Below are 21,490 nucleotides of genomic sequence, written 5' to 3'. Positions count from 1 at the left end.
ACGCCATCGATCGAAGCCCAAAGCCATCGCCTGTAGGAGCGGCGTCCCACAGGGATTTCCTTCGGGCACAAGCCGCGACCGCCATCTCGCCCGGTCGCCGCGTCTTTGTCCTATGCCCCTGTAGGAGCGGCGTAAGCCGCGACCGCGTTCTTACGGTCTCGCGCCGTCTGTGTTCGAAGGCATCTAAAGCTTCAAAAGCTTCAAAAGCAAAGCTTCCGTCCGCAAGCGGCCGGGTCACTTTCTTTGTCCAAGGCGACAAAGAAAGTAACCAAAGAAAACGCCATAACTGTTTCGAATCAAAAGCCACTATGGGACGAGGTTGGCGCGGGGCTGCTCCGCACAGGCCATCCCTGGCCTGGCTGCGCACGGCCCGCATCCCTGCGGGCCGCCCTCCGGGGCTGCAGGGCGTTCTCGCGAGATCGGTGCGGCGCCAACTCTTTACGGCAACGGCAACGGCAACGGCAACAGCAACAGCAACGGCAGCAACAGCAACAGCAACAGCAACAACTGCGATAGCAACAGCTAACGCAACTACTGCAGCTGATGTGCCGGCTACGACAAAAACGAAATCGGAGCGCCGATCGGGGGGGTGATCGGCGCTCCGTTGCAGATCACCGCGGCGTATCGCTCGCCGCGGCTTTGCAAAACTGGACCGAGGGGCTAGCGCAGCCGGCCTCGCGATGCAGGAAATCCGAGGACGGGACGGAGAGAGAGTTCCGTCCCGGCCCCTCTCCCGCGCACGGGAGAGGGGTGGTGCGCGAATGGCTTACTTCAGGCCGTTGCTGATCGCGTTGACCAGCTCGCCCTGGGCGTCGTCGCCGCTGAACTCCCAGAAGAACGCGCCGCCGAGGTTCTGGGTCTTGACGTATTGCATCTTCTCGCCGATCAGCGCCGGCGTGTCGTAGCTCCAGAAGGTGTTGCCGTCGTACTTCCAGGTGGCGCGGGCGTTGGCGTCGGTGTGGATCGTGCCCGGCTTGCCCTTGAGCACCTTGTAGTCCTCGATGCCGGCCTCGTAAGTGCCCTGGGCGGCGCTGCCGCTCTGGTACAGGCCGTTGTTGACGTTGGCCACGTTGGTCCAGCCGCGGCCGTAGAAGCCGATGCCGAGGTTGATCTTCGAGGCCGGAACGCCGCGGCTCAGGAAGGCCTCGATCGCGTCGTTGGAGTTGTAGAACTTCTGGTCGCCGGTGGACGGATCGTTGGGCGAGGCGAACAGGGCCGAGTGATGATTGGTCTTCGGATCCCACGCGCCGTGGAAGTCGTAGGTCATCACGTTGATGAAGTCCAGGTACTGGTGGTACGCGGCCGGGTCGGTGACGCGGATCTTGTCGATGCCGGCGCCGACGGCGACGGTCAGCAACAGGCCCGGGCGCACCGCATCGAGCTGCTTGCGGAACTCGGCCATCAGCGCGTTGAAGTTGGCCTTGTCCTCCGGCGTGCCGCAGGTCAGGCCGCAGGCGACGGGATATTCCCAATCGATGTCGATGCCGTCGAACACGCCGGCCGCCGCGCCCGCGCCGCCGGCGCCGTCGGTGACCGGGAGGTTGCCCTTGATGTAGGCGTCGACGCACGAGGCGACGAAGGCCTGGCGGTTTTCGGCGCGCGCCGCGCTGGAGAAGCCGCGCGACCAGGTCCAGCCGCCGAGCGAGATCAGCACCTTGATGTTCGGGTGCTTGGCCTTGAGCTGCTTGAGCTGGTTCCAGTTGCCGCGCAGCTTCTGGTCCCAGGTGTCGCCGACGCCGCTGACGCTTTCGCCGGCCTGGAACGACTTGGTGTAGTCGGCGAAGGCATCGCCGCCGACGCCGGTGTTCGGATCCGACGGCACGGTCAGGCCGACTTCGCAACGGTTGTTGCGCACGTTGCCGAAGGCGTAGTTGATGTGGGTGAGCTTGGACGCCGAACCGCTGGTGTCGATGTTCTTGACCCGGTAACCGCGGCCGTAGATGCCCCACTGGGCGAAGTAGCCGATCACCTTCTTGTTGCCGCCCGGCGTGGCCGGCTTGGTGGTGGCGCTGATCGAGGCGCTCTGCGCCGAGGCGTTGCCGGCGTTGTCGCGGGCGCGCACGGTGAAGTTGTAGCTGGTGCTCGCGGCGAGATTGTTGACCACGTGGCTGGTGCCGGTCGGCGAGCCGGCGAGGCTGCCGTTGCGGTAGACGTCGTAGCCGCCCACGCCGCTGCCGCCGCTGTTGTCGGTGGAGGCGTTCCAGCTCAGCGAAACGCTGCTGGAGGTCTGCGCGGTCGAGGCCAGGCCGGCGGGGACGCTCGGCGGGGTGGTGTCGGCCGGGCCGGAGCTGACGCTGACGCTGACCGCGGACGAGGTGGTGGTGGCGTTCTGGTTGTCCTTGGCCACCGCGGTGAAGCTGTGGCTGCCGGCGCTGGCGTTGCTCCAGGTCACGCCGTACGGCGCGCTGGTGTCGACGCCGAGCGAAGTGGCGCCGCGGAAGAATTCGACGCTGGCGATGCTGCCGTCGCTGTCGCTGGCATTGGCGCTGACGGCGATGTTGGCGCCGACGTTGTAGCTGGCGCCGTTGCTGGGCGAGGTCAGCGCGACGCTCGGCGGCTGGTTGACGGGGCCGGTGCCGCACACGCCCAGGTCGGTGTAGTAGTTGCAGCTCGGACAATGGGTGGGCGGGGTGTTCCAGATCGGGCCGTTGGCCTGATACAGGTGATTTTGGTAGGTCAGTTTGTCGCCGGCGGCGTAGATCGTGGTCGGGCTCCAAGCCGGAACGCCGTTGCAGGAGGCCTGCGCGTACGCCGTCGACAGCGACGACGTGGCGGCCAACGCCGACAACAACAGCAGGTTTGCGGACCGTGCGTGTCTCATGAGTGCTTCCTCTCCCGTGCGTAGTCAAGACTTCGCCGGCCGCGAACGGCCGACGGCAGATCCCCGCCGTGTTTAGAAGAAGGGCCGCTGGCCCTCCGCATTGCCGGGGAGCTCGGGCCCCCTCGAGTGATCGGCGCGGCGCGCCGTCGGGTGCTGCTGCTTGTCCTGCCGCGTACTGCCGCCGCAGCGGCGCGACCGGTGCGATGGGCCGGTCGTACGCGTTGTCGCGATCCCCTGTGGAGAGAGCGGCTTCCTCCTGTGCCTGGCGCGCCTGGCTCGACCTGGACGGCGCGCTGGACGCGTCCGATCGGTTCGCTGTGCACGCTGGCGATGCGTGACAACGTTGTCAACGCGCTTGCTAGGCCTTTGCGCTGCAGTTCACAGAATCCCCTGACAACGTTGGTTTCGTGAATGGCCGTTTGCTGCGCCGCAACGAAATGATGCGCGAAAAGCGTCTGAAAAACAGTGAGATAAGTCCATGTCCGTTGGACATTACTTGTCATGTCGAGACAAGCGCGACGCACTTCTCGTCTTGGTCAGCGGCTTCATGTTGCGTTGCGCAATCGTGCGCGACGACGCAGCCGGATGCCGCTGCTCGCCACACTCGGAACGGGGCCGGGGGAACGCAGGGCGCGGCCTTCGCAGTGCGCGTGCGGGCACACATTTTCGGCGCGCGCCGCCCTGGCTATAGTCCGCGCGTCCGGCCGCCGCTGGCCGGTGTTGCGGGGGCGCGATCATGAATGCGAAGGCGTGGATCGGCGGTGCGTTGTGGTGCACCTGCGCCTGGGCGGCCTCGGCCGCGCCGCCGGTGATCGAAGCCGATCCCGGTTGCCGCTATCGCCGGCTCGGTACGGTCGCGATCGAGGCCGGCACTCGGGTGAAAGAGAATTCGTTCGACCGCGATCCGACCCCGGTCCACTACCCGCGTGCGTTCGCCCGTCTCGCCGATGCGGCGGCGCAGCAAGGCGCCAACGCGGTGATCCTGCGCAAGCATCGGGCGACCTATTACACCCGCGCCGGACGGCGCACGCCCGAAGCGGTGCACGTGCAACTGGGCGGCGCGGCGATCCTGCTCGAAGACCCGCAAAGCTGCACTCTGGAGCTGTCCGACCCGCGCGCCTACGCGACCAGCGGCAAGAGCGAGCGCATCGTCGACACCACCTCGGACCACGCCTACGGCGAGGATTGAGCGCCTGGATCGGCAACGCAGCGAATGCGGAGCAACGAGTAACGAGCGAAAGCCGGACTCGTCGTCCCGCGCCGGTTCCGCTGCACTCGTTCCTGTTTACTCGTTGCTCTGCACTTCCTGTCGGCGCCATCTCGCCGGCGGCAAGCCGGCCCAACGCAGCTCCAGCCCCAACGTCCGGCACCGCGCGCGTCAGCGGTGCGGCGGCGGCCGGCTCTCGCGCAGGGCGCGCACTTGCTGCGCCGCGACCGCTTCGCTGCGGCCGCCGTAACGGCTGCGCAGCCATTGCGCCAGCTCGGCCAACTGCGCGTCGTCGAGTTCGTCGCCGAAACCGGGCATGTCCTGCATCCGTTCCAGCCCGGGCAGATCGTGTTCGGGCAGGCCGTCGAGCAGGGCGACGATCAGGTTGTGCGGCTGCGGATCGCGCAGGCCGCTATTGCCGCGCAGCGCCGGGGCGACGTGCGGCACGCCCTCGCCGTCGCGGCCGTGGCAGCCGGCGCACAAGGCCAGGTAGCGCTCGTGGGCCGGCGCGGGCGGCGCCGGTACGGCCGGTGCGGGCAAGGCGACGGCGGGCGCGGCGCGGTCGCCGGTCAGATAAGTCGCGATCGCATCCAGGTCCGCGCCGCGCAGACGGCTGGTGGACAGGTCGACCACCTTGAGCATCTCATCCGAGGCCACCGCCGGCGCGGCGCTGCCGGTGGCCAGGTAGGCGCGCAACGCGGCGCGGTCCCAACCGCGTTCGGCCAGGCCTTGCGGGGTCAGGTCGGGCGCGGCGAAACGGCCCAGTTCGGCATTGCCCTGCAAGGGGCGGTCGCGCTCGATCTCGCCCAACAGGCCGCGCGGGCTGTGGCATTCGCCGCAATGGCCGAGGGTTTCGACCAGGTACTCGCCGCGTTTCCACTGCGCCGACTGTCCCTGCGAGGCCGGCGTCGGTCGCGCACCGGCGAACAGCCAGTTCCAGGCGTGGATGCCGCTGCGGATGTTGAACGGAAAGCCGACTCCGTTGCGCCGGTTGGCCTGTTTCACCGGCGCTCGGGTCATCAGATAGGCATAGATGGCATCGCTGTCGGCGCGGACGATGCGGCGATAGGACACGTAGGGCATCGCCGGATACAGCTGATGGCCGTCGCGCGCTTCGCCGCGGGTCAGGGCGTGGTGGAAGTCGTCGGCGGTGTAGCGGCCGATGCCGGTGTCCGGATCGGGGGTGATGTTGGTGCCGTGGATGACCCCGAACGGCGAGGCCAGCGGTACGCCGCCGGCGAACGGCGCGCCGCCCTCGGCGGTATGGCAGGCGGCGCAGTCGGCGGCGGCGGCCAGGTAGCGGCCGCGCTCGATCTGCTCGGCGCTGGCCCGGACCGTCTGCACCGGACCGCGCTGCGCCCACCACGACCACAGCCAGCCGATCAGCCACGCCAGCGCGACGGCCAGCGCCAGCCACAGCAACCAGCGTTTCCAGCGGTGCCGTTTCATCGGTCTTGCTCCCGTGCGTCGCCGTCGCGGACCAGGCCCGGCGTGTCCAGGGCCAGTTGCCGCACCGCCTGGTAATAGCGCACGTAGCCGGTGCAGCGGCACAGGTGCGGATCCAGGGCTTCGGTGATGGTTCGCTCCAGGTCGGCGCGCGCCACCGGTTGCTTGCGCAGCCGTTCCAGCAGCACGGTGGCGGCGTTGACGAAGCCCGGCGTGCAATAGCCGCACTGGAAACTGAAGTGGTCGAGAAAGGCCTGCTGCACCGGCGAGAGTTCGACGATGCGGCCGCTCTCGTCGCGGCGCGCATGGCCTTCGACGGTGCGGATGCGCTTGCCCTGGAAGTAGTGCGCGCCGGTGATGCAGCTGCGCAGCTCGCGCGGGCCGCGCTCGTCGTCGACGATCACGGTGCAGGCGCGGCACACGCCCTGGCCGCAGCCGAAGCGGGTGCCGGTCAGGCCGAGGTACTCGTGCAGCACATCGACCAGCATCATGTCCTCGGGCACCTCGACCGGGCCGTAGGCGCGGCCGTTGACGGTCAGGCGCAGCGGGCGGGTGCGCAGGCCGCTGCGATCGGCGTCGGCGCTCATGCGCGGGCCTCCTCGGCGTGGGCGTCGTCCTGCGCCAGCGCGGCCAGGACCTTGTCCGGAGTGATCGGCAGCTCGCGCACGCGGCGGCCGGTGGCGTGGGCGAAGGCGTTGGCGATCGCCGGCACCACCGCGATCATCGTCACCTCGGCGATGCCCTTGGGCGGGTCGCTGTCCGACAGCGGCGGCAGCACTTCGCCGGTCTGTTTCCACACTGCGACGTCGCGCGCCCGCGGCAGGGTGTAGCGGTTGAAATTCCAGGTGCCGTTGCCGGGGCCGTCCTCGTACAGCGGCAGGTACTCGTGCAGGGCATGGCCGATGCCCATCGCCAGGCCGCCCTGCAACTGGCCGGACACCAGTTCGGGCACGATCGGCGTGCCGCATTCCATGATCGAGTGGTGGTTCAGCAATTCGATCCGGCCGGTCGCGGTATCGACCGCGACTTCGGCCAGGGTGCCGACCACGCTGTAATAGACCACGCCGGCGTTGTTGCGCTGGGCCGGCGGGTAGTCCACCCGGCGCCGTTCCAGCATCCGATAGCCGTTCGCGGTCGGCGTGCCGAGGCCGGCACCGTCGCCGTCGCCCCAGCGCAGCGCCAGGCCGTCCAGCGGCAGCCGCGCTTCGTCGCGGGGCAGGGGAAACTCGGCTTGCGCCCATTGCCAGCGGTTGAAGGTGTGCACCACCGCGCCGGTGGCCAGGCCCAGCTCGTAGGCCGCGGCGGCGAGTTCGGGCAGGGCCAGCGGCTGCAGGCTGCCCGCGGTCAGGCGGCCTTCGACCCAGCGCGCGTCCTCGCGCCGCACCGCCAGCGGCGCGAGCTGGCCGCCGCCGTAGCCGCGGCTCCATAGCGCCAGCGCCGCCGGCCACAGGCCTTGCACGAACACCTGCCGCGCCGCCTCGCGGGTGGCGTGGCCGAAGAAATACGCCGAATTGCTGGCGCTGCTGGGGCTGGCGTAGTTCGGCGTCCAGCGCGGATCGCCGACGTGCGCGTCCTGGGTCGCCTGCGACATCAGCCAGGGGTCGTCGGTGGCGACCATCGGCAGTTCCGGCCAGGCGGTCTCGCCGGTGCGGACCTCGTCGGCGGGGCGGCCCAGCCACGGCGCGCACAGCGCGGCCTGGCTGGTGGCCATGCCGGTGCCCATCTCGATGCCGATATGGCGCAGCGCGATGCGGCCGTCGCGGCCCAGCGCGACTTCGGCGAACGCGGCTTCGGCGCCGGTGCCGTAGTCCTTCTGCACGCAGCCGAACCCGACCCCGTAGCGATGGCCGGGATGGGCCGCTTCGTACTCGCGCTTGCGCGCGGCGCGCTGGGTCCACAGCGGGTGCATGCGCGCCTTGCGCAGCACCTCGCCGGCGCGCTGCACGCCGCCGGGAATCGCGCCCTGGGTGTTCTTCATGCCGGTGTCGAACACGTTGCGCAGGCGCAGTTCGATCGGATCCAGGCCCAGTTCGCTGGCGATCTCGTCGACCAGCATCTCGGTCGCGCCCATGCTCTGCAAAGTGCCGTAGCCGCGCGCCGAGCCGGCGTCGAGCGCGCGCGAAGCGATCACCGTGCTGGCCAGGTCGCTGCGCGGGAAGTAATAGATCGATTGCGCCGCGGTCGCCGCGACCAGGCATACCGAAGGCGAGAAGTTGCGCCGGCCGCCGCCGTCGCCCTGCATGCGGCCCTGGAAGACTTCGAAACGCCCCGTGGCCCGATCGAGCTTGAGCCGGTAATGGATGCGGAAGCTGTGCCGCTTGAGGCTGGACTGGAACTGCTCGTAACGGTCGTTGGCCAGCCGCACCGGCCGGCCGTCGCCGTACAGCGCCGCCATCAGCGCATAGAACGGAAACGGGTTGTGGTCCTTGGAGCCGTAGCCGACGGTGTAGCAGGGGTGCAGCACCAGCGCCTTCACTCCGAACCGGCTGGCGGCGAGCATGCGCGCGCCGTCCTCGGCGACTTCGTTCGGCGACTGGGTCGCCGACACCGCGTGCAGGGTGCCGGTGGCGGTGTCGAACCAGCCGTTGCCGTTGTCCAGTTCCATCGCCGCGGTGTCGATCGACTGCGAGAAGTACTCGCGCTCGAACACCTGCTTGCCGGCGCCGGCCGCGCCCAGTTCGGCCTCGATCGCCTCGGCATGGGCCATGCCCTGGGCGTCGAGCTTGCCGGCCGCGTCGGCCGCCGGCCACTGCGGCACTTGCTTGCGGTAGCCGGCCGGGAACAGCGGCGTGTCCTTGAGGCTGGAATAGGCGTCGTCGTCGAAGGGCGTGGCGCCGCCGACGCGCACGTAGCGGAAGCTGGCCCAGGGTTCGCGTTCCAGCGGCCCGGTCTGCGCGCCCCAGCGGATGACCTCGTCGCGGAACTTGAGCCGGCTCTTGGCCGCGCGGAAGCGGGCGAAGTCGTGCCAGACCAGCAGGGCCACGGCCTGGCCCAGGTAGGCCGGGGTCTTGCCCTGCGGCAGCAGCATGTCTTCGCCGTAGAACGGCGGCAGGGCGACGCCGTCGCGGGCCAGGTCGGCGGCGGTCGCGATCCGGTCGGGCTGCAGGCCGGCGCCGAGCGCGGACAGGTCGAAACCCGCGTAGACGCGATCGGCGCGGGTCGCGCGCAGCAGCATCGCGTGCGCCTGCTGGCTCGGCCAGCCGGGCAGGTCGCGGCCGCGCATGTCGTAGCTGAAAAGCTTCTCGCCGGTGACCTTGGCGGTGGCGTCGGTGCGGTAGCGCAAGCGGCCGCGCGCGGGGTCCCACGGCGGCGGACGGATGCGTTCGCGTTCGAACAGGGCGGCGAGGGCGTCGCTGCCGGGGGCGGCGACGTACACGGCGATGCCGGCGACCAGGCTGGACTTGAGGAAGTCGCGACGACTCAGGCGAGCGGGCATGGGCGGGCTCCGGCTGGCTGTGCCGATAGTAGGCACATGCTGCGGAGCAAAATGCGGTGAAGTTGCGAGAGCGAGGCGGTTCGGGGACGCAGCGGCCGGGTCGCCCGGCCGGATCAGGCTCGCGTCGGCAGCGCCGCGGCCCAGGCGCAGATCGCCTGCGCGGCGGCGGCCGCCCGCACCTGCAACAGGAAATGCGGAGCGTCGAGCGCGACCTCGCTCAGGGAAGGGACGCGGGTGCGAATCCGGGCCAGGCTGTCGGCGGACACCAGCCGGTCGCGCTCGGCGCGCAGGTACAGCAGCGGGCCAGCGATCGCGGCGAGAGCCGCTTCGGCATCGACGCGGCTGGCCTCGCGCAGGCGATGGTGCAGCACCGCCGGGGCGACCGAGTGCAGCAAGCCCTGCAGGCGCTCGATCCGCTCCGGCGTGCGCCAGCGGCCGAGCAGCAGCGGCGCCGCGAGCGCGGCCGGCAGGTACTGCAGCGGCAAGGCGGTGGCGAGGCGAGCCAGGGTTCGCGTCGACAACGGCGACCCGGGCAAGCTCGGCGCGCTGGCGAAGCTGGCGCACAGCACCAGTCCGGCGAGCCCGGGCGGGCGTTGCGCGGCGAGACGGATCGCGATCGGGCCGGAAAAGGACTCGCCGAGCAGCAGATAGGGCTCAGCCTGCGGCAAGTGCGGTCGCACGAAGTCGACCAGTTCGTCGTAGCCGAGCGCGCGCTGCGGCGGGTAGGCCAGGATCTCCACCGGCAGCCGCGGCGCCATCGCCGCGGCGAATTCGTCCAGCCAGGCGCCGCTGCCGTCCATGCCGGGCAGGACCAGGCAGCGCAACGGATTCACCCGCGGGCCCGGACGGCGTCGGGCCGCATCCTGGCATGGCGCCGCGGCGTCATCGGCGGCTCAGCACTCGATGACGTTGACCGCCAGGCCGCCGCGCGAGGTTTCCTTGTACTTGTCCTGCATGTCGCGGCCGGTGTCGCGCATGGTCTTGATCACCTTGTCCAGGCTGACCTTGTGCTTGCCGTCGCCGCGCATGGCCATGCGGTAGGCGTTGATCGCCTTGACCGCGCCCATCGCGTTGCGCTCGATGCAGGGGATCTGGACCAGGCCGCCGATCGGGTCGCAGGTCAGGCCGAGGTTGTGCTCCATGCCGATCTCGGCCGCGTTCTCGACCTGGCTCGGGGTGCCGCCGAGCGCGCCGACCAGGCCGGCGGCGGCCATCGAGCAGGCCACGCCGACTTCGCCCTGGCAGCCGACTTCGGCGCCGCTGATCGAGGCGTTTTCCTTATACAGGATGCCGACCGCGGCCGCGGTCAGGAGGAAGTTGCGCACGCCCTGCAGGTTGGCGCCGGGGCAGAAACGGTCGTAGTAGTGCAGCACCGCCGGGATGATCCCGGCCGCGCCGTTGGTCGGCGCGGTGACCACGCGGCCGCCGGCGGCGTTCTCTTCGTTCACCGCCAGCGCGTACAGGTTGACCCAGTCGAGCACGGTCAGCGGGTCGCGCATCGCCGCCTCGGGCTTGGCCGACAGTTCGGCGTGCAGAGCCGGCGCGCGGCGCGAGACGTGCAGACCGCCGGGCAGGGTGCCGGTCTCGCGGATGCCGCGGCTGACGCAGGACTGCATCGCGTTCCAGATCTCGTCCAGGCCGGCGTTGATCGCTTCGTCGCTGCGCCAGACCCGTTCGTTGGCCATCATCAGTTCGGCGATCGACAGGCCGCTGCGCTGGCACTGCGCCAGCAGCTCGTCGCCGGAATGGAACGGATAGGGCAGGTCGGTGGTGTCGGCGACGATGCGGTCTTCGGCCGCTTCGTCCTGGTTGACCACGAAGCCGCCGCCGACCGAGTAGTAGTCGCGGGTGGCGATGACGCCGCCGTCGGCGTCGTAGGCGGTGAAGCGCATGCCGTTGGTGTGGAACGGCAGCTTCTGGCGCTTGTTCATGATGAGGTCGTGCTTTTCGTCGAAGCCGATCTCGTGGCGCCCGAACAAACGGATGCGCTTGGTGGTGCGGATGCGTTCCAGCGCGGCCGGGATGATGTCCGGGTCGATCTGGTTCGGCCAGTGGCCTTCCAGCCCCATCAGCACCGCCTTGTCGGTGCCGTGGCCGCGGCCGGTCAGGGCCAGCGAGCCGAACACCTCGGCGCGCACGCGCGCGGTGCGGGCCAGGTCGGCGCCGGCTTCGCCGGTGCCGCAGCCTTCGATCAGCCAGCGCTCGATGAAACGCGCGGCGGCGCGCATCGGGCCGACGGTGTGCGAGGAACTCGGACCGATGCCGATCTTGAACAGGTCGAAACTGCTGACTGCCACGGGTTGGCTGCTCCAACGTAGGGTGTCGGACGGGGCTGGCGTCCTGGGCGGGCGGACGCCAGCGCGCCCGGGCCGCGCAAGGGCGGGAAGGACGCTTATTCTACGCGGGCGCCGTTGCGCGCGTGCCCTGCGACGACCGCGTTTTCCGCCATACCACAGCGAATTGACGATGCCCGAGACCGCCCCTGCTGCGCTGATCCTGTTCCAGCGCGACGACTGCCACCTGTGCGATCTGGCGCTGGAGGTGCTGGCGCAGGCGCGGGCGCCGGAGTTCGACAGCGTCTTCATCGACGAGGACGAGGCGCTGGAGTCGCGCTATGGAGTGCGGGTGCCGGTGTTGCGCGACCCGGGGCGCGGGCGCGAGTTGGACTGGCCGTTCGATGCGGCGACGTTGTCGGCCTGGTTGGCGGGCGCCTAGGTCCGCTCCCGCAGCTTCGGGGCGGGGGGGTAGGAGCGGCGCAAGCCGCGACCGCCATCGTTCAATCTAGCCGCGTCTTTGTCCTATGCCCCTGTAGGAGCGGCGTAAGCCGCGACCGCGCTGCTGCGGTCTCGCGCCGTCTGTCGTTCGAAGGCTTCTAAAGCGCCAAAGCTCTTAAAGCAAAGCTTCCGTCCGCAAGCGGCCGGGTCACTTTCTTTGTCCAAGGCGACAAAGAAAGTAACCAAAGAAAACGCCATTCCTGTTTCGAATCAAAAGCCACTATGGGACGGAGCCGACGCAGGGCTGCTCCGCACAGGCCATCCCTGGCCTGGCTGCGCACGGCCCGCATCCCTGCGGGCCGCCCTTCGGGGCTTCAGGGCGTTCTCGCGAGTTCGCTGCTGCGCCAAGCTCATTACGGCAACGGCAACGGCAACGGCAACGGCAACGGCAACGGCTGCCGGTGGCGTGCCAACTGGGTTTACTTCGCCGGCGCGAACGTCACCTTGGTGCTGACCGCGACTTCGTTGGGGATGATCGAGGTGTCGGCCCAGTCGCCGCCGCCGACGTTGTAGTCCAGGCGCTTGACCGTGGCCTTGCCGGCCAGTACCGGTTTGGCGCCGGCGGTCCAGGTGAAGGTCAGGGTCACCGGCTTGGTCGCGCCGCGCAGGCTCAGGCTGCCGTCGGCGGCGTAGTTGTTGCCGCCCAGGCTGCGGAATTTGGTCGCAGTGAAGCGCGCCTGCGGGAACTTGGCGATGTTGAAGAAGTCCGCGCCCTTGAGGGTGTCGTCGCGCTCGGCGTTCTTGGAGTTGGCGCCGGCCAGCGGGATCACCACGTCGAGCTTGGACGCGGCCAGTTGGGCCGGGTCGAAGCTCAGCCGCGCGGTGAAGCCGGGGAAGCTGCCGGCGAAGGTCTCGCCCTGGTACTGGGTGGCGAAGATCAGGGTCGAGCCCGGCTGCGAGACGTAATCGGCGGCGAGGGCGGGCGCGGCGGCGGCGGACAGCAGGCTGGCCAGGGCCAGGGACTTAAGGCGCATCGGGGGTCTCCGGAAGGGAATGGGAAGCGGGGGCGGCGACGCGGCGGCGGCCCGGCAGCATGCGGACCAGGGTGGCGTCGTTCTGGAACAGATGGTGGTAGAAGGCCGCGCCGGCGTGCGCCAGCACCAGCGCCAGCAACAGCCAGAAGCCGTACTCGTGCAGATTGCGGCTGAGCTGGGACAGTTCTTCGCTGCGTTGGGCGATCTTGGGCAGGTTGAACAGGCCGAAGTACTGCAGCGGATAACCCGAGGACGAGTTGAACACCCAGCCCGAGATCGGCAGGGCGAACATCAGCGCGTACAGCGCCCAATGGGTCAGCGAGGCGATCCGCTCCTGCCAGTGCGGCGTGCCCGCGACCGGGCTTGGCGTGCCGGCGTACAGGCGCCACAGCAGGCGCAGCGCGACCAGGCCCAGCAGGGTCAGGCCGAGCGATTTGTGCAGGGCGTAGATCTTGATCTTGGACGGGCCGTTGTTCATGTCGACCATGGTCAGGCCGATGATCGCGATCGCCGCGATCAGCAGCACGACCGCCCAGTGCAGCAACTGGCTGATCGGGCCCCAGCGGTCGGCGGTGTTCTTCAGGGTCATCGGCGTGGCTCCGGTTCGGTCGTGGCGGCGCTGGGTTGGGAAGCGGGGACGGGGTCGGCCGGCTCGTCGGCGGGCGGATCGAACGCCGGGGTTTCGACCGCCTCGGCCGCGGATGGTTCGAGGTAGGCGCCGCGCACCGCTTCGGCCTCGATGCGCAGCTCGACTTCGTCGCCGATCGCCGACTTCCAGGCGTCGATGCCGTAGTCGGCGCGGCTCAGGCGCGCGCTGGCGGAGAAGCCGGCGGTGCGGCGGAACGGCGGCAGCGGGTGGCGCTTGAGCGCGTTGAGGCGCACGTCCAGGCACAGCGGCCGGTTCGCGCCGTGCAGGCTGAGCCGGCCGCAGACCTGGGCGCGGTCGGGGTCGGCCGGGTCGGGCTCGACCCGTTCGGAGACGAACCGCGCCAGCGGATGGCGCTTGCCGTCGAGCAGCTTGGCGGCCAGCGCGGCCCGGTTCCATTTCGCGTCGCCCAGGTCGAGCCGGGTCAGCGGCACCTCGACTTCGAGCCGGGCGCTGCGCCAGTCGGCGCGGTCGAAACTCAACCGGCCGCGGCTGCCGGACACCGTGCCGATCGCCTGCGAGAAGCCGGCGTGGGACACCGCGAACATCACCCGGGTGTGGACCGGGTCCAGGCCGTAGGTCTCCGGCCCGGCCGCCCGCGCGGGCGCGACCGCCGCCAGCGACGGCAGGATCAGCGCGACGGCGACGCAACGGCGAATGAGAGACATGACAGCTCCGGCAAGGTTCGGGGAATTCTAGGCACAGTGTCGCGAAGCCGGCGCTAAACGCGCGCAACGATCCGTTTCGGCGTCCTGTCCGGCGGCCGCCCGGCCGCGCCCCCCTTGCCGCTGCCGCCGCTATCGCCCAGCCTAATGGGCGAGGACACATCGATGGACCGAGGTTGGGACGCCACGTTCCACCAGGGGAGGGAACCGAATGCTGCGATCCTTGCTATGCCTGTGCGCGGCCGCGCTCGTGTCCGCGATCGCGGCGCCGCGCGATGCCGCCGCGGCGGTGCCGGAGGCGCCGCGCGCGCGCCTGATCGGCGTCGCCGACGGGCTGCCGTCGAGCAAGGTCAACGGCATGGCCTTCGACCGCGCCGGCTACCTGTGGCTGGCGACCACCGACGGCCTGGCCCGCTACGACGGCATCGGCGTGCAGGTGTGGCGGCATGTCCCCGGCGACGAGCGTTCGCTGCCCGGCAACGACCTGGCGATCGTGGTCGTCGACGATCGCGACCGGATCTGGGTCGCCGCCGAAGGCCGCGGCCTGAGCATGATGGGACCGCAGCGCGACGGCTTCGTCCACTACCGCCGCCAACAGCATCCGCAGATCGGCAGCGACGACACCTTCGCCGTCGCCAGCCGCAACGGCGAAGTCTGGTTCGGCACCTACGGCGGCGGCCTGCACCGCATGCGCGGCGAGCGCATCGAGCGCTTCGCGCCGCGCCCCGGCGACGCCCGCAGCCTGCCGTCGGAGACGGTGTTCGCGCTGACTTACGACGCGCGCGGCGAGTTGTGGATCGGCACCTTCAAGGGCCTGGCGCGCTGGACCGGGCGCGATTTCGAAACCGTGGTCCTGCCCGGCGAGGATCCGCTGCCGTGGGTGTATTCGATCGTCGCCGACGGCGAGCGGCTGTGGGTCGGCACCCGCACCGGCCTGTACCGGCGCGAAGCCGACGGGCGCTGGACGGTGCCCGAGTTCGCGCCGATGTTCGGCCAGCTCAACGCGGTGCTGAGCCTGGCGCCGGATCGCGGCGGCCATTACTGGCTCGGCACCCAGCGCAGCATCTGGCGCGCCGCGCCGGGCCAGGTGCCGGTGCCGGTGGCGCTGGGGCCGACCCGGCCGGCCCGGCCGGTGCAGCAGATCCTCGGCCAGGGCGACGGCGCGTTCTGGTTTCCGCTGGCCGGCACCGGCGTGGGCTATCTGCGCGCGGACTGGCGCCGCATCGCCCAGTACTCGCGCGAACGCCACGACCTTTCCGCCGAGTTGTACTCGGCGCTGGCGCCCTCGGCGCAGGGCGGCTGGTGGCTGGTCGGTTCGCGCGGCGAGATCGAGCGCCTGCATCGCGACGGCCGCATCGAGGCCTTCGGCGACGGTCCGCATCCCGCGCTCGCCAAGGGCGTGGTCTACGCCGCGGTCGAGGACCGGCGCGGCCGCCTGTGGGTCGCCACCAGCCGCAACAGCGTGGTCCGGATCGAGCCCGACGGCAGGGCGCGCGAGTGGACCGCGGACATGGCCGATGCGGTGCTCGACGGCAAGCCGGACCGGATGCTGATCGCGCCCGACGGCAGCCTGTGGATTTCCTATCTCGCCGCCGGCCTGCAACGGCGCGACCCGGACAGCGGCAAGGTGCTGGCTTCGATCCGGGTCGGACCCGGCCAGGGCATCGGCAGCGGCGACATCGACGGCCTGCGCTTCGCCCCCGACGGCGTGCTGTGGGCCGCGACCGGGCAGGGCCTGCTGCGCTACGACGCGGCGCGCAACCGGATGGATGCGGTGCAGGGCATCGCCGCCGATCGGGTGTTCGGTTTCGTCTTCGAGTCCGCCGACAGCCTGTGGCTGCATCGCCTGAACGGCCTGGAGCGCTATCGCCGCGACGGCGCGCAATGGCGGCTGCAGGAACGCGCCGGGGTCGAGGTCGGCATTCCCGCCGCCGAAAGCACCGGCTTGTTCCGCGATCGCGGCGGGCGCTTGTGGCTGACCACCGCGCGCGGCCTGTTCCGCTGGGATCCGCAGCGCCGCCACCTGCGCCGCTTCGGCGTGCAGGACGGGATGAGCAACCAGGAATTCGTCCGCCGCACCGCCGCGCTCAGCGACCAGGGCGTGCTGGCCGCGTCGTTGTCGGACGGCAGCGTGGTGCTGGTCGATACCGCGTTGCCGGATCCGCCGCCGCGCCGCTCCAACCTGCAATGGCACCAGTTCGCGGTGCGCCGACACGGGCGCTGGATGCCCTTGCCGCTGCAGGACGGCCCGGATACCGCCGGCGCCGCGCGCCCGGCGCAGTACCGCGACTTGCCGACCCTGTCGCCGGACGATCGCGAACTGCGCGTGCAACTGCGCCTGCTGTCGTTCGACGACCCGCAGGCCAATCGCTACTACACCCGCCTGGACGGCTACGACACCGACTGGGTCGCGGTCGGCGACAGCGGCGAGCGCGTGTTCGCCGGCCTGGGCTCGGGCAGCTATCTGCTGCACGCGCGCGCCGTCGACGCCAACGGCAATCCCTCGGCCCAGCGCACCCTGGCGTTCAAGGTGCTGCCGCCGTGGTGGCGCACGCCGCCGGCGCTGGCGGCGCTGGGCTGCGCGCTGATGCTGCTGGGCTGGTGGGGCGCGGCGGCCTACCAGCGCCGGCTGCAGCGCCGGCTGTCGTGGCAGCGCGCCGAGCACGAGCGCGAAGTAGCCAAGCAGGCCTCGTTGGCCAAGACCCGCTTCCTGGCCACCCTCGGCCACGAGGTGCGCACGCCGATGACCGGCGTGCTGGGGATGAGCGAGCTGCTGCTGGATACGCCGCTGGATCAAAAGCAGCGCGAATACACCCAGTCGATCCGCCGCGCCGGCGAACACCTGCTGCGCCTGGTCAACGACGCGCTGGACCTGGCCCGGATCGAGTCGGGCAAGCTGGAGCTGGCCGACGAGGCCTTCGATCTGCGCGCCCTGGTCGAGCAGGCGGCGAGCCTGATGCGGCCGTTGGCGCGGCAGCGCGGGCTGGAGTTCGAGATCGCGATCGCCGCCGATGCGCCCTGCGGCCTGCGCGGCGACGCCAGCCGGGTGTGCCAGGTGCTGCTCAACCTGCTCGGCAACGCGATCAAGTTCACCGAGGCCGGCCAGGTGCGGCTGAGCGTGGCGGCGTTGCAGCCGCGCGGGGTGCGGTTCGAAGTCGCCGATACCGGGCCGGGGCTGAATGCCGAGCAGAAAGCGCGCCTGTTCCGCCGTTTCGAGCAGGCCGACGGCGCACGCACCGCGGCGCGCTACGGCGGCAGCGGCCTGGGCCTGGCGATCTGCCAGGAACTGGCGGCGGCGATGGAGGGCCACATCGCGGTGTTCAGCGAACCCGGCGAGGGCGCGCGCTTCGTGTTCGACCTGCCCCTGCCCGCGGCCGAGCCGCCGCCCGCGGTCGCGCCCGGCGCGCCGGAGCGGGCCGCGCCGACGCCGGCCCTGTCGGTGCTGCTGGCCGAAGACGACCCGACCGTGGCCGAGGTGGTGGCCGGCTTGCTGCGCGCCCAGGGCCATCGCGTGGCCCATGTCGCCAACGGCCTGGCGGCCTTGGCCGAGGCCGCGACCGCGCGCTTCGACCTGGCCTTGCTCGACCTCGACCTGCCCGGCATCAACGGCCTGGATCTGGCCCGGCAACTGCGCCTGCAGAACTTCGCCGGGCCGCTGATCGCGGTGACCGCGCGCGCCGACGCCGAGGCCGAGCCTCAGGCGATCGCGGCCGGCTTCGACCGCTTCCTGCGTAAGCCGGTCACCGGGGCCCTGCTGGCCGAGGCGCTCGCCGCCGTGGCGGGTGAGGCATGATCGGCCGGTACGGGTCCGCACATGGGCGCTGGCGCGACCGGCGGCGCGGTGCGGCGTACCCTGGCGTGGGGGCGGCGACCGGCGTCGCGGGCGGCGCAGCGCCGCAGTCGCGGCGACAAGGAGGGGAGCGGGTGGTGCGAGGCCTGGTGTGTCTGCTGCTGGCGCTGTGGACGATGCAGGTGCAGGCGCGCCTGCCGGAAACCCCGCGTTTCCGCCGTTTCGGCCAGGAACAGGGCCTGCCCAAGTCGGTGGTCAGCATGGACCTGGACCATCAGGGCTATCTGTGGATCGCCACCGAGGACGGCCTGGCCCGCTACGACGGGGTCGAGTTCGCGCGCTGGCGCCACACCATCGGCCTGTCGGGTTCGCTGCCCGACAACATGATCGCGGACGTGCACGTCGACGCCCGCGACCGGGTCTGGGTCGCCAGCCGCGAAGGCCTGAGCTGGCTCGGCCGCGACCGCAAGGAATTCGTCCGCATCGCGTTCGAAGGCGATAACGCGCGCTGCAGCGACGACGTGATGTATCTGACCGGCACCCCGGACGGCGCGATCTGGACCGCGACCTATGCCGGCGAGATGTGCCGGCTGGCCGCCGACGGCAAGGTCAGCCGCTACGAGCCCGGCGTCGGCGCCGGCGAGCGCCTGCCGGCGGGGCCGGTCACCGCCTTGCTGGTCGACGAACGCGGACGCCTGCTGGTCGGCACCCTGCACGGCCTGGCGCGGTTCGAGAACGAGCGCTTCCACCCGGTCGGCGAAGACGCCACCGCCGGCGAGCGGATCGGCGACCTGTCGCGCGACAGCGACGGCACGATCTGGATCGGCACCGAGCGCGGCCTGTTCCGGCTCGGCGCCGACGACCGGCTGAGCCCGGCGCCGTGGGCGCTGGGCGACGATGCGACCAACGCGATCGTGGTCGGCGAGCGCTCCGGCGGACGCTGGATCGGCACCACCGCCGGCCTGTACCGGGTCGGCCGCGACGGCGAAGTGCGGCTGATGCAGGACGAGGCCGGCGACGGCGTCTGGGACCGCCGCAGCGGCGTGATGCAGATGCTGCGCGACGGCGAAGGCGGGCTGTGGTTCGTGACCTATTCGCAGGGCCTGGTGTATCTGCCGCCGGACTGGGACCGCTTTGCCTCGATCGCCGCGGTCGGCAGCAGCCCGCTCGACCGGCTCGACGTGCGCGACCTCGCGCCGGACGGCGACGGCGGCTTCTGGGTGCTGTCGGCGACCGATCTGTACCGGCTGCGCCGCGGCGCGCGCGCGCTGGAGCCGGTCGCCGACAACCGCAAGCTCGGCCTGAAGTGGCTGCACACCCTGTTCCTGCGTCCGGACGGGCGGCTGTGGATCGGCCACTCCAACGGCCTGAGCCTGTTCGACCCGGCCAGCGGCCGGGCCCAGTCCTGGCCGCGCGGCAAGAGCGACCTCGGCGCGGTGTGGTTCCTGCACGAACTGCCCGACGGCAGTCTGTGGCTGTGGTTTTCCGACGCCAGCATGCGCCGCTACGGCGCCGGCGGCGAACGCCTGCCCAGCGGCGAGATCGAGCGGGTGCTGGCCAACACCGGTTTCCCGACCGGCGCGTCGACCTTCGTCGCCGGCCCCGACGGCCAGCCCTGGTTCGCCGGCAACGACGGCCTGCAGCGCTGGGACGGCGCGCGCTTCCTGCCGGTGCCCGGCGGCGGCTTCGGCGACATCGATGCGATGGCCTTCGCCGGCCGCGAGCGGCTGTGGCTGGCGCGCAAGGGCGTGCTCGAGTCGTACCGCTGGAACGGCGAGCGGCTGACCCTGCAGCAACGCATCGACAACGCCGCCGGCTATCCCGACACCAATGTCGCCGGCCTGATCGTCAGCGACCGCGGCACGGTCTGGGCCGCGACCACGCGCGGCCTGCTGATGATCTCGCCGCGCGACGCGCGCCTACGCCTGTTCGGTTTCGGCGACGGCATTCCCAACGTCGAGCTGGCGCGCACCGCGCCGCAGCGCAGCGGCCACGGCGGCATCGCCGCGGCCTTGTCGGTCGACGGGCCGGTGCTGTTCGACATGGACATGCCGTTCCCGAGCACGCGCCCGCCGCGGTTGTCGCTGGAAAGCCTCAGCGTGCGCCGCGGCGAAGACGAGCAGACCCTGGAAACCGGCTACGGGCCGGTGCAGCTGGAATCCGGCGACCGCGATTTCCGCGTGGTCGCGCGCCTGCTGTCGTTCCTCGATCCGCGCGCCCACGTCTACCGCTTCAAGCTGGAAGACTACGACCCCGACTGGATCGAGCAGCGCGCCAACGGCGAGCGGGTGTTCTCGCGCCTGGAGCCGGGCGAGTACCGCTTGCGGGTCAAGGCCGCCGGCGCCGACGGCATCTGGTCGGACGCCGCCGCGTTCACCCTGCACGTCAGGCCGCCGTGGTGGCGCACGGTCTGGGCCCAGCTCGGCTTCGCCCTGGCCGCGGTCGCGGCGCTGGCGATCGGCGCGGTCGCCTACCGGCGCCGGCTCGGCCGGCGCAACGCCTGGCAGCTGGCGGTGCACAAGCGCGAATTGGCCGAACAGGCCTCCGAGGCCAAGACCCGGTTCCTGGCCACGCTCGGCCACGAAGTGCGCACGCCGATGACCGGCGTGCTGGGCATGAGCGAGCTGCTGCTCGATACGCCGCTCGACGAGCGCCAGCGCGGCTACACCGAGTCGATCCGGCGCGCCGGCCAGCATCTGCTGCGGCTGGTCAACGACGCCCTGGACCTGGCCCGGATCGAATCCGGGCGGCTGGAACTGGCCGACGAACCGTTCGACCTGCGCGCCCTGGTCGACCAGGTCAGCGGGCTGATGCAGCCGCTGGCGCGCCAGCGCGGCCTGGAGTTCCGGGTCGAGGTCGCGGCCTCGGCGCCGGCCGGCCTGCGCGGCGACTACAGCCGGGTCTGCCAGATCCTGCTCAACCTGCTCGGCAACGCGATCAAGTTCACCGAGGCCGGCCGGGTCGAGCTGCGGGTCGATGCGCTGGCGCCGCAGGGCGTGCGCTTCGAAGTCTCCGACACCGGCCCGGGCCTCAACGAAGAACAGAAAACCCGTTTGTTCCGCCGCTTCGAGCAGGCCGAAGGCGCGCGCACCGCGGCGCGCTACGGCGGCAGCGGCCTGGGCCTGGCGATCTGCCAGGAACTGGCGGTGGCGATGGAAGGGCATATCGCCGTGCACAGCGAGCCGGGGCAGGGCGCGCGCTTCGTGTTCGAACTGCCGCTGCCGGCGGCCGAGCCGCCGCCGGCCGGCCGCGGTGCCGCCGAACCGGCGCGGCCGCCGGCGCGCAGCGGCCCGCGCGCGGTGCTGCTGGTCGAAGACGACCCGACCGTGGCCGAAGTCATCGCCGGCCTGCTGCGCGCGCAGGGCCACCGCGTCACCCACGTCGCCAACGGCCTGGCCGCGCTGGCGGAAGTGGCGACCGCGCAGTTCGACCTGCTGCTGCTCGACCTCGACCTGCCCGGCATCAACGGCCTCGACCTGGCCCGGCAACTGCGCGCGCAGGGCTGCACCCGGCCGATGATCGCGGTGACCGCGCGCGCCGACGCCGACGCCGAACCGCAGGCCAGCGCCGCCGGCTTCGACCGCTTCCTGCGCAAGCCGGTGACCGGGGCGATGCTGGCCGAGGCGATCGACAGCGTGTTGACCCAGTTGGACGAAGGCTGAGCGTCGCGGGCCGAGCGGCCCGCGGTCGCATAGCCGGGCGATAGGCCGCGCCCCAGCTTGCGCTGCCCG

General features: G+C 71.1%; 13 protein-coding genes. 4 read left to right on the top strand and 9 right to left on the bottom strand.

Translation table 11 applies throughout. The annotated features are described in order from the left end of the window. Positions 1-766 precede the first annotated feature (766 nt). Positions 767-2,821: a glycosyl hydrolase family 18 protein gene (locus tag K4L06_RS22750; protein WP_221669573.1), complete on the bottom strand. Its 2,055-nt coding sequence runs from the start codon at positions 2,819-2,821 to the stop codon at positions 767-769. Positions 2,822-3,557: 736 nt separating this feature from the next. On the opposite strand from K4L06_RS22750, the gene K4L06_RS00760 reads away from it, so the two are divergent. After that, positions 3,558-4,010 carry a hypothetical protein gene (locus tag K4L06_RS00760; protein ID WP_221669572.1) on the top strand — a complete coding sequence of 151 codons (453 nt, stop codon included), beginning with the start codon at positions 3,558-3,560 and terminating at the stop codon, positions 4,008-4,010. Positions 4,011-4,199: 189 nt separating this feature from the next. On the opposite strand, the gene K4L06_RS00755 is transcribed toward K4L06_RS00760, so the two are convergent. From K4L06_RS00755 to K4L06_RS00735, 5 genes are all read right to left on the bottom strand, one after another. Then, positions 4,200-5,477 carry a cytochrome c gene (locus K4L06_RS00755; RefSeq protein ID WP_221669571.1) on the bottom strand — a complete coding sequence of 426 codons (1,278 nt, stop codon included), beginning with the start codon at positions 5,475-5,477 and terminating at the stop codon, positions 4,200-4,202. Then, positions 5,474-6,061 (bottom strand): (2Fe-2S)-binding protein, encoded by a 588-nt coding sequence (locus K4L06_RS00750; protein WP_221669570.1) that lies wholly within the window; start codon positions 6,059-6,061, stop codon positions 5,474-5,476. The genes K4L06_RS00755 and K4L06_RS00750 overlap by 4 nt, the downstream gene beginning before the upstream one ends. Further along, positions 6,058-8,910, bottom strand: a complete 2,853-nt coding sequence (locus K4L06_RS00745) for a molybdopterin cofactor-binding domain-containing protein (RefSeq protein ID WP_221669569.1) — start codon at positions 8,908-8,910, stop codon at positions 6,058-6,060. The genes K4L06_RS00750 and K4L06_RS00745 overlap by 4 nt, the downstream gene beginning before the upstream one ends. A 113-nt stretch (positions 8,911-9,023) precedes the next feature. Then, on the bottom strand, positions 9,024-9,743 hold the full coding sequence (locus K4L06_RS00740) for an alpha/beta fold hydrolase (protein ID WP_221669568.1): 720 nt from the start codon (positions 9,741-9,743) through the stop codon (positions 9,024-9,026). A 60-nt stretch (positions 9,744-9,803) separates the two neighbouring features. Beyond that, entirely contained in the window at positions 9,804-11,207 is a 1,404-nt protein-coding gene (locus K4L06_RS00735) for an L-serine ammonia-lyase (protein ID WP_221669567.1), read from the bottom strand. 169 nt (positions 11,208-11,376) lie between these two features. Between K4L06_RS00735 and K4L06_RS00730 the strand changes: the two genes are divergently transcribed. Continuing rightward, positions 11,377-11,625, top strand: a complete 249-nt coding sequence (locus K4L06_RS00730; RefSeq protein WP_221669566.1) for a glutaredoxin family protein — start codon at positions 11,377-11,379, stop codon at positions 11,623-11,625. 478 nt (positions 11,626-12,103) lie between these two features. Here K4L06_RS00730 and K4L06_RS00725 read toward each other — a convergent pair whose 3' ends face one another. From K4L06_RS00725 to K4L06_RS00715, 3 genes are read right to left on the bottom strand one after another with little or no spacing between them, the layout of a single operon-like run. After that, a complete protein-coding gene (locus K4L06_RS00725) occupies positions 12,104-12,658 on the bottom strand; it encodes a YceI family protein (RefSeq protein WP_221669565.1) in 555 nt (184 codons plus the stop codon). Continuing rightward, the gene (locus K4L06_RS00720; RefSeq protein ID WP_221669564.1) at positions 12,648-13,247 is read right to left on the bottom strand and encodes a cytochrome b; all 600 of its coding nucleotides are present in this window, start codon (positions 13,245-13,247) and stop codon (positions 12,648-12,650) included. Before K4L06_RS00720 ends, K4L06_RS00725 begins: the two co-directional genes overlap by 11 nt. Next, positions 13,244-13,972 (bottom strand): YceI family protein, encoded by a 729-nt coding sequence (locus K4L06_RS00715; RefSeq protein ID WP_221669563.1) that lies wholly within the window; start codon positions 13,970-13,972, stop codon positions 13,244-13,246. The genes K4L06_RS00720 and K4L06_RS00715 overlap by 4 nt, the downstream gene beginning before the upstream one ends. Positions 13,973-14,219: 247 nt before the next feature. Between K4L06_RS00715 and K4L06_RS22745 the strand changes: the two genes are divergently transcribed. Together K4L06_RS22745 and K4L06_RS00705 are read left to right on the top strand one after the other, a co-directional pair. Beyond that, positions 14,220-17,762: an ATP-binding protein gene (locus K4L06_RS22745; RefSeq protein ID WP_343225710.1), complete on the top strand. Its 3,543-nt coding sequence runs from the start codon at positions 14,220-14,222 to the stop codon at positions 17,760-17,762. A 131-nt stretch (positions 17,763-17,893) separates the two neighbouring features. Then, positions 17,894-21,421 (top strand): hybrid sensor histidine kinase/response regulator, encoded by a 3,528-nt coding sequence (locus K4L06_RS00705; protein ID WP_221669561.1) that lies wholly within the window; start codon positions 17,894-17,896, stop codon positions 21,419-21,421. Positions 21,422-21,490 lie beyond the last annotated feature (69 nt).

This window comes from Lysobacter sp. BMK333-48F3, assembly GCF_019733395.1.
Taxonomy (GTDB): Bacteria; Pseudomonadota; Gammaproteobacteria; order Xanthomonadales; family Xanthomonadaceae; genus Lysobacter.
Note: the sequence above shows the minus strand (reverse complement) of the source record. Positions and strands in the feature narration are given on the sequence as shown.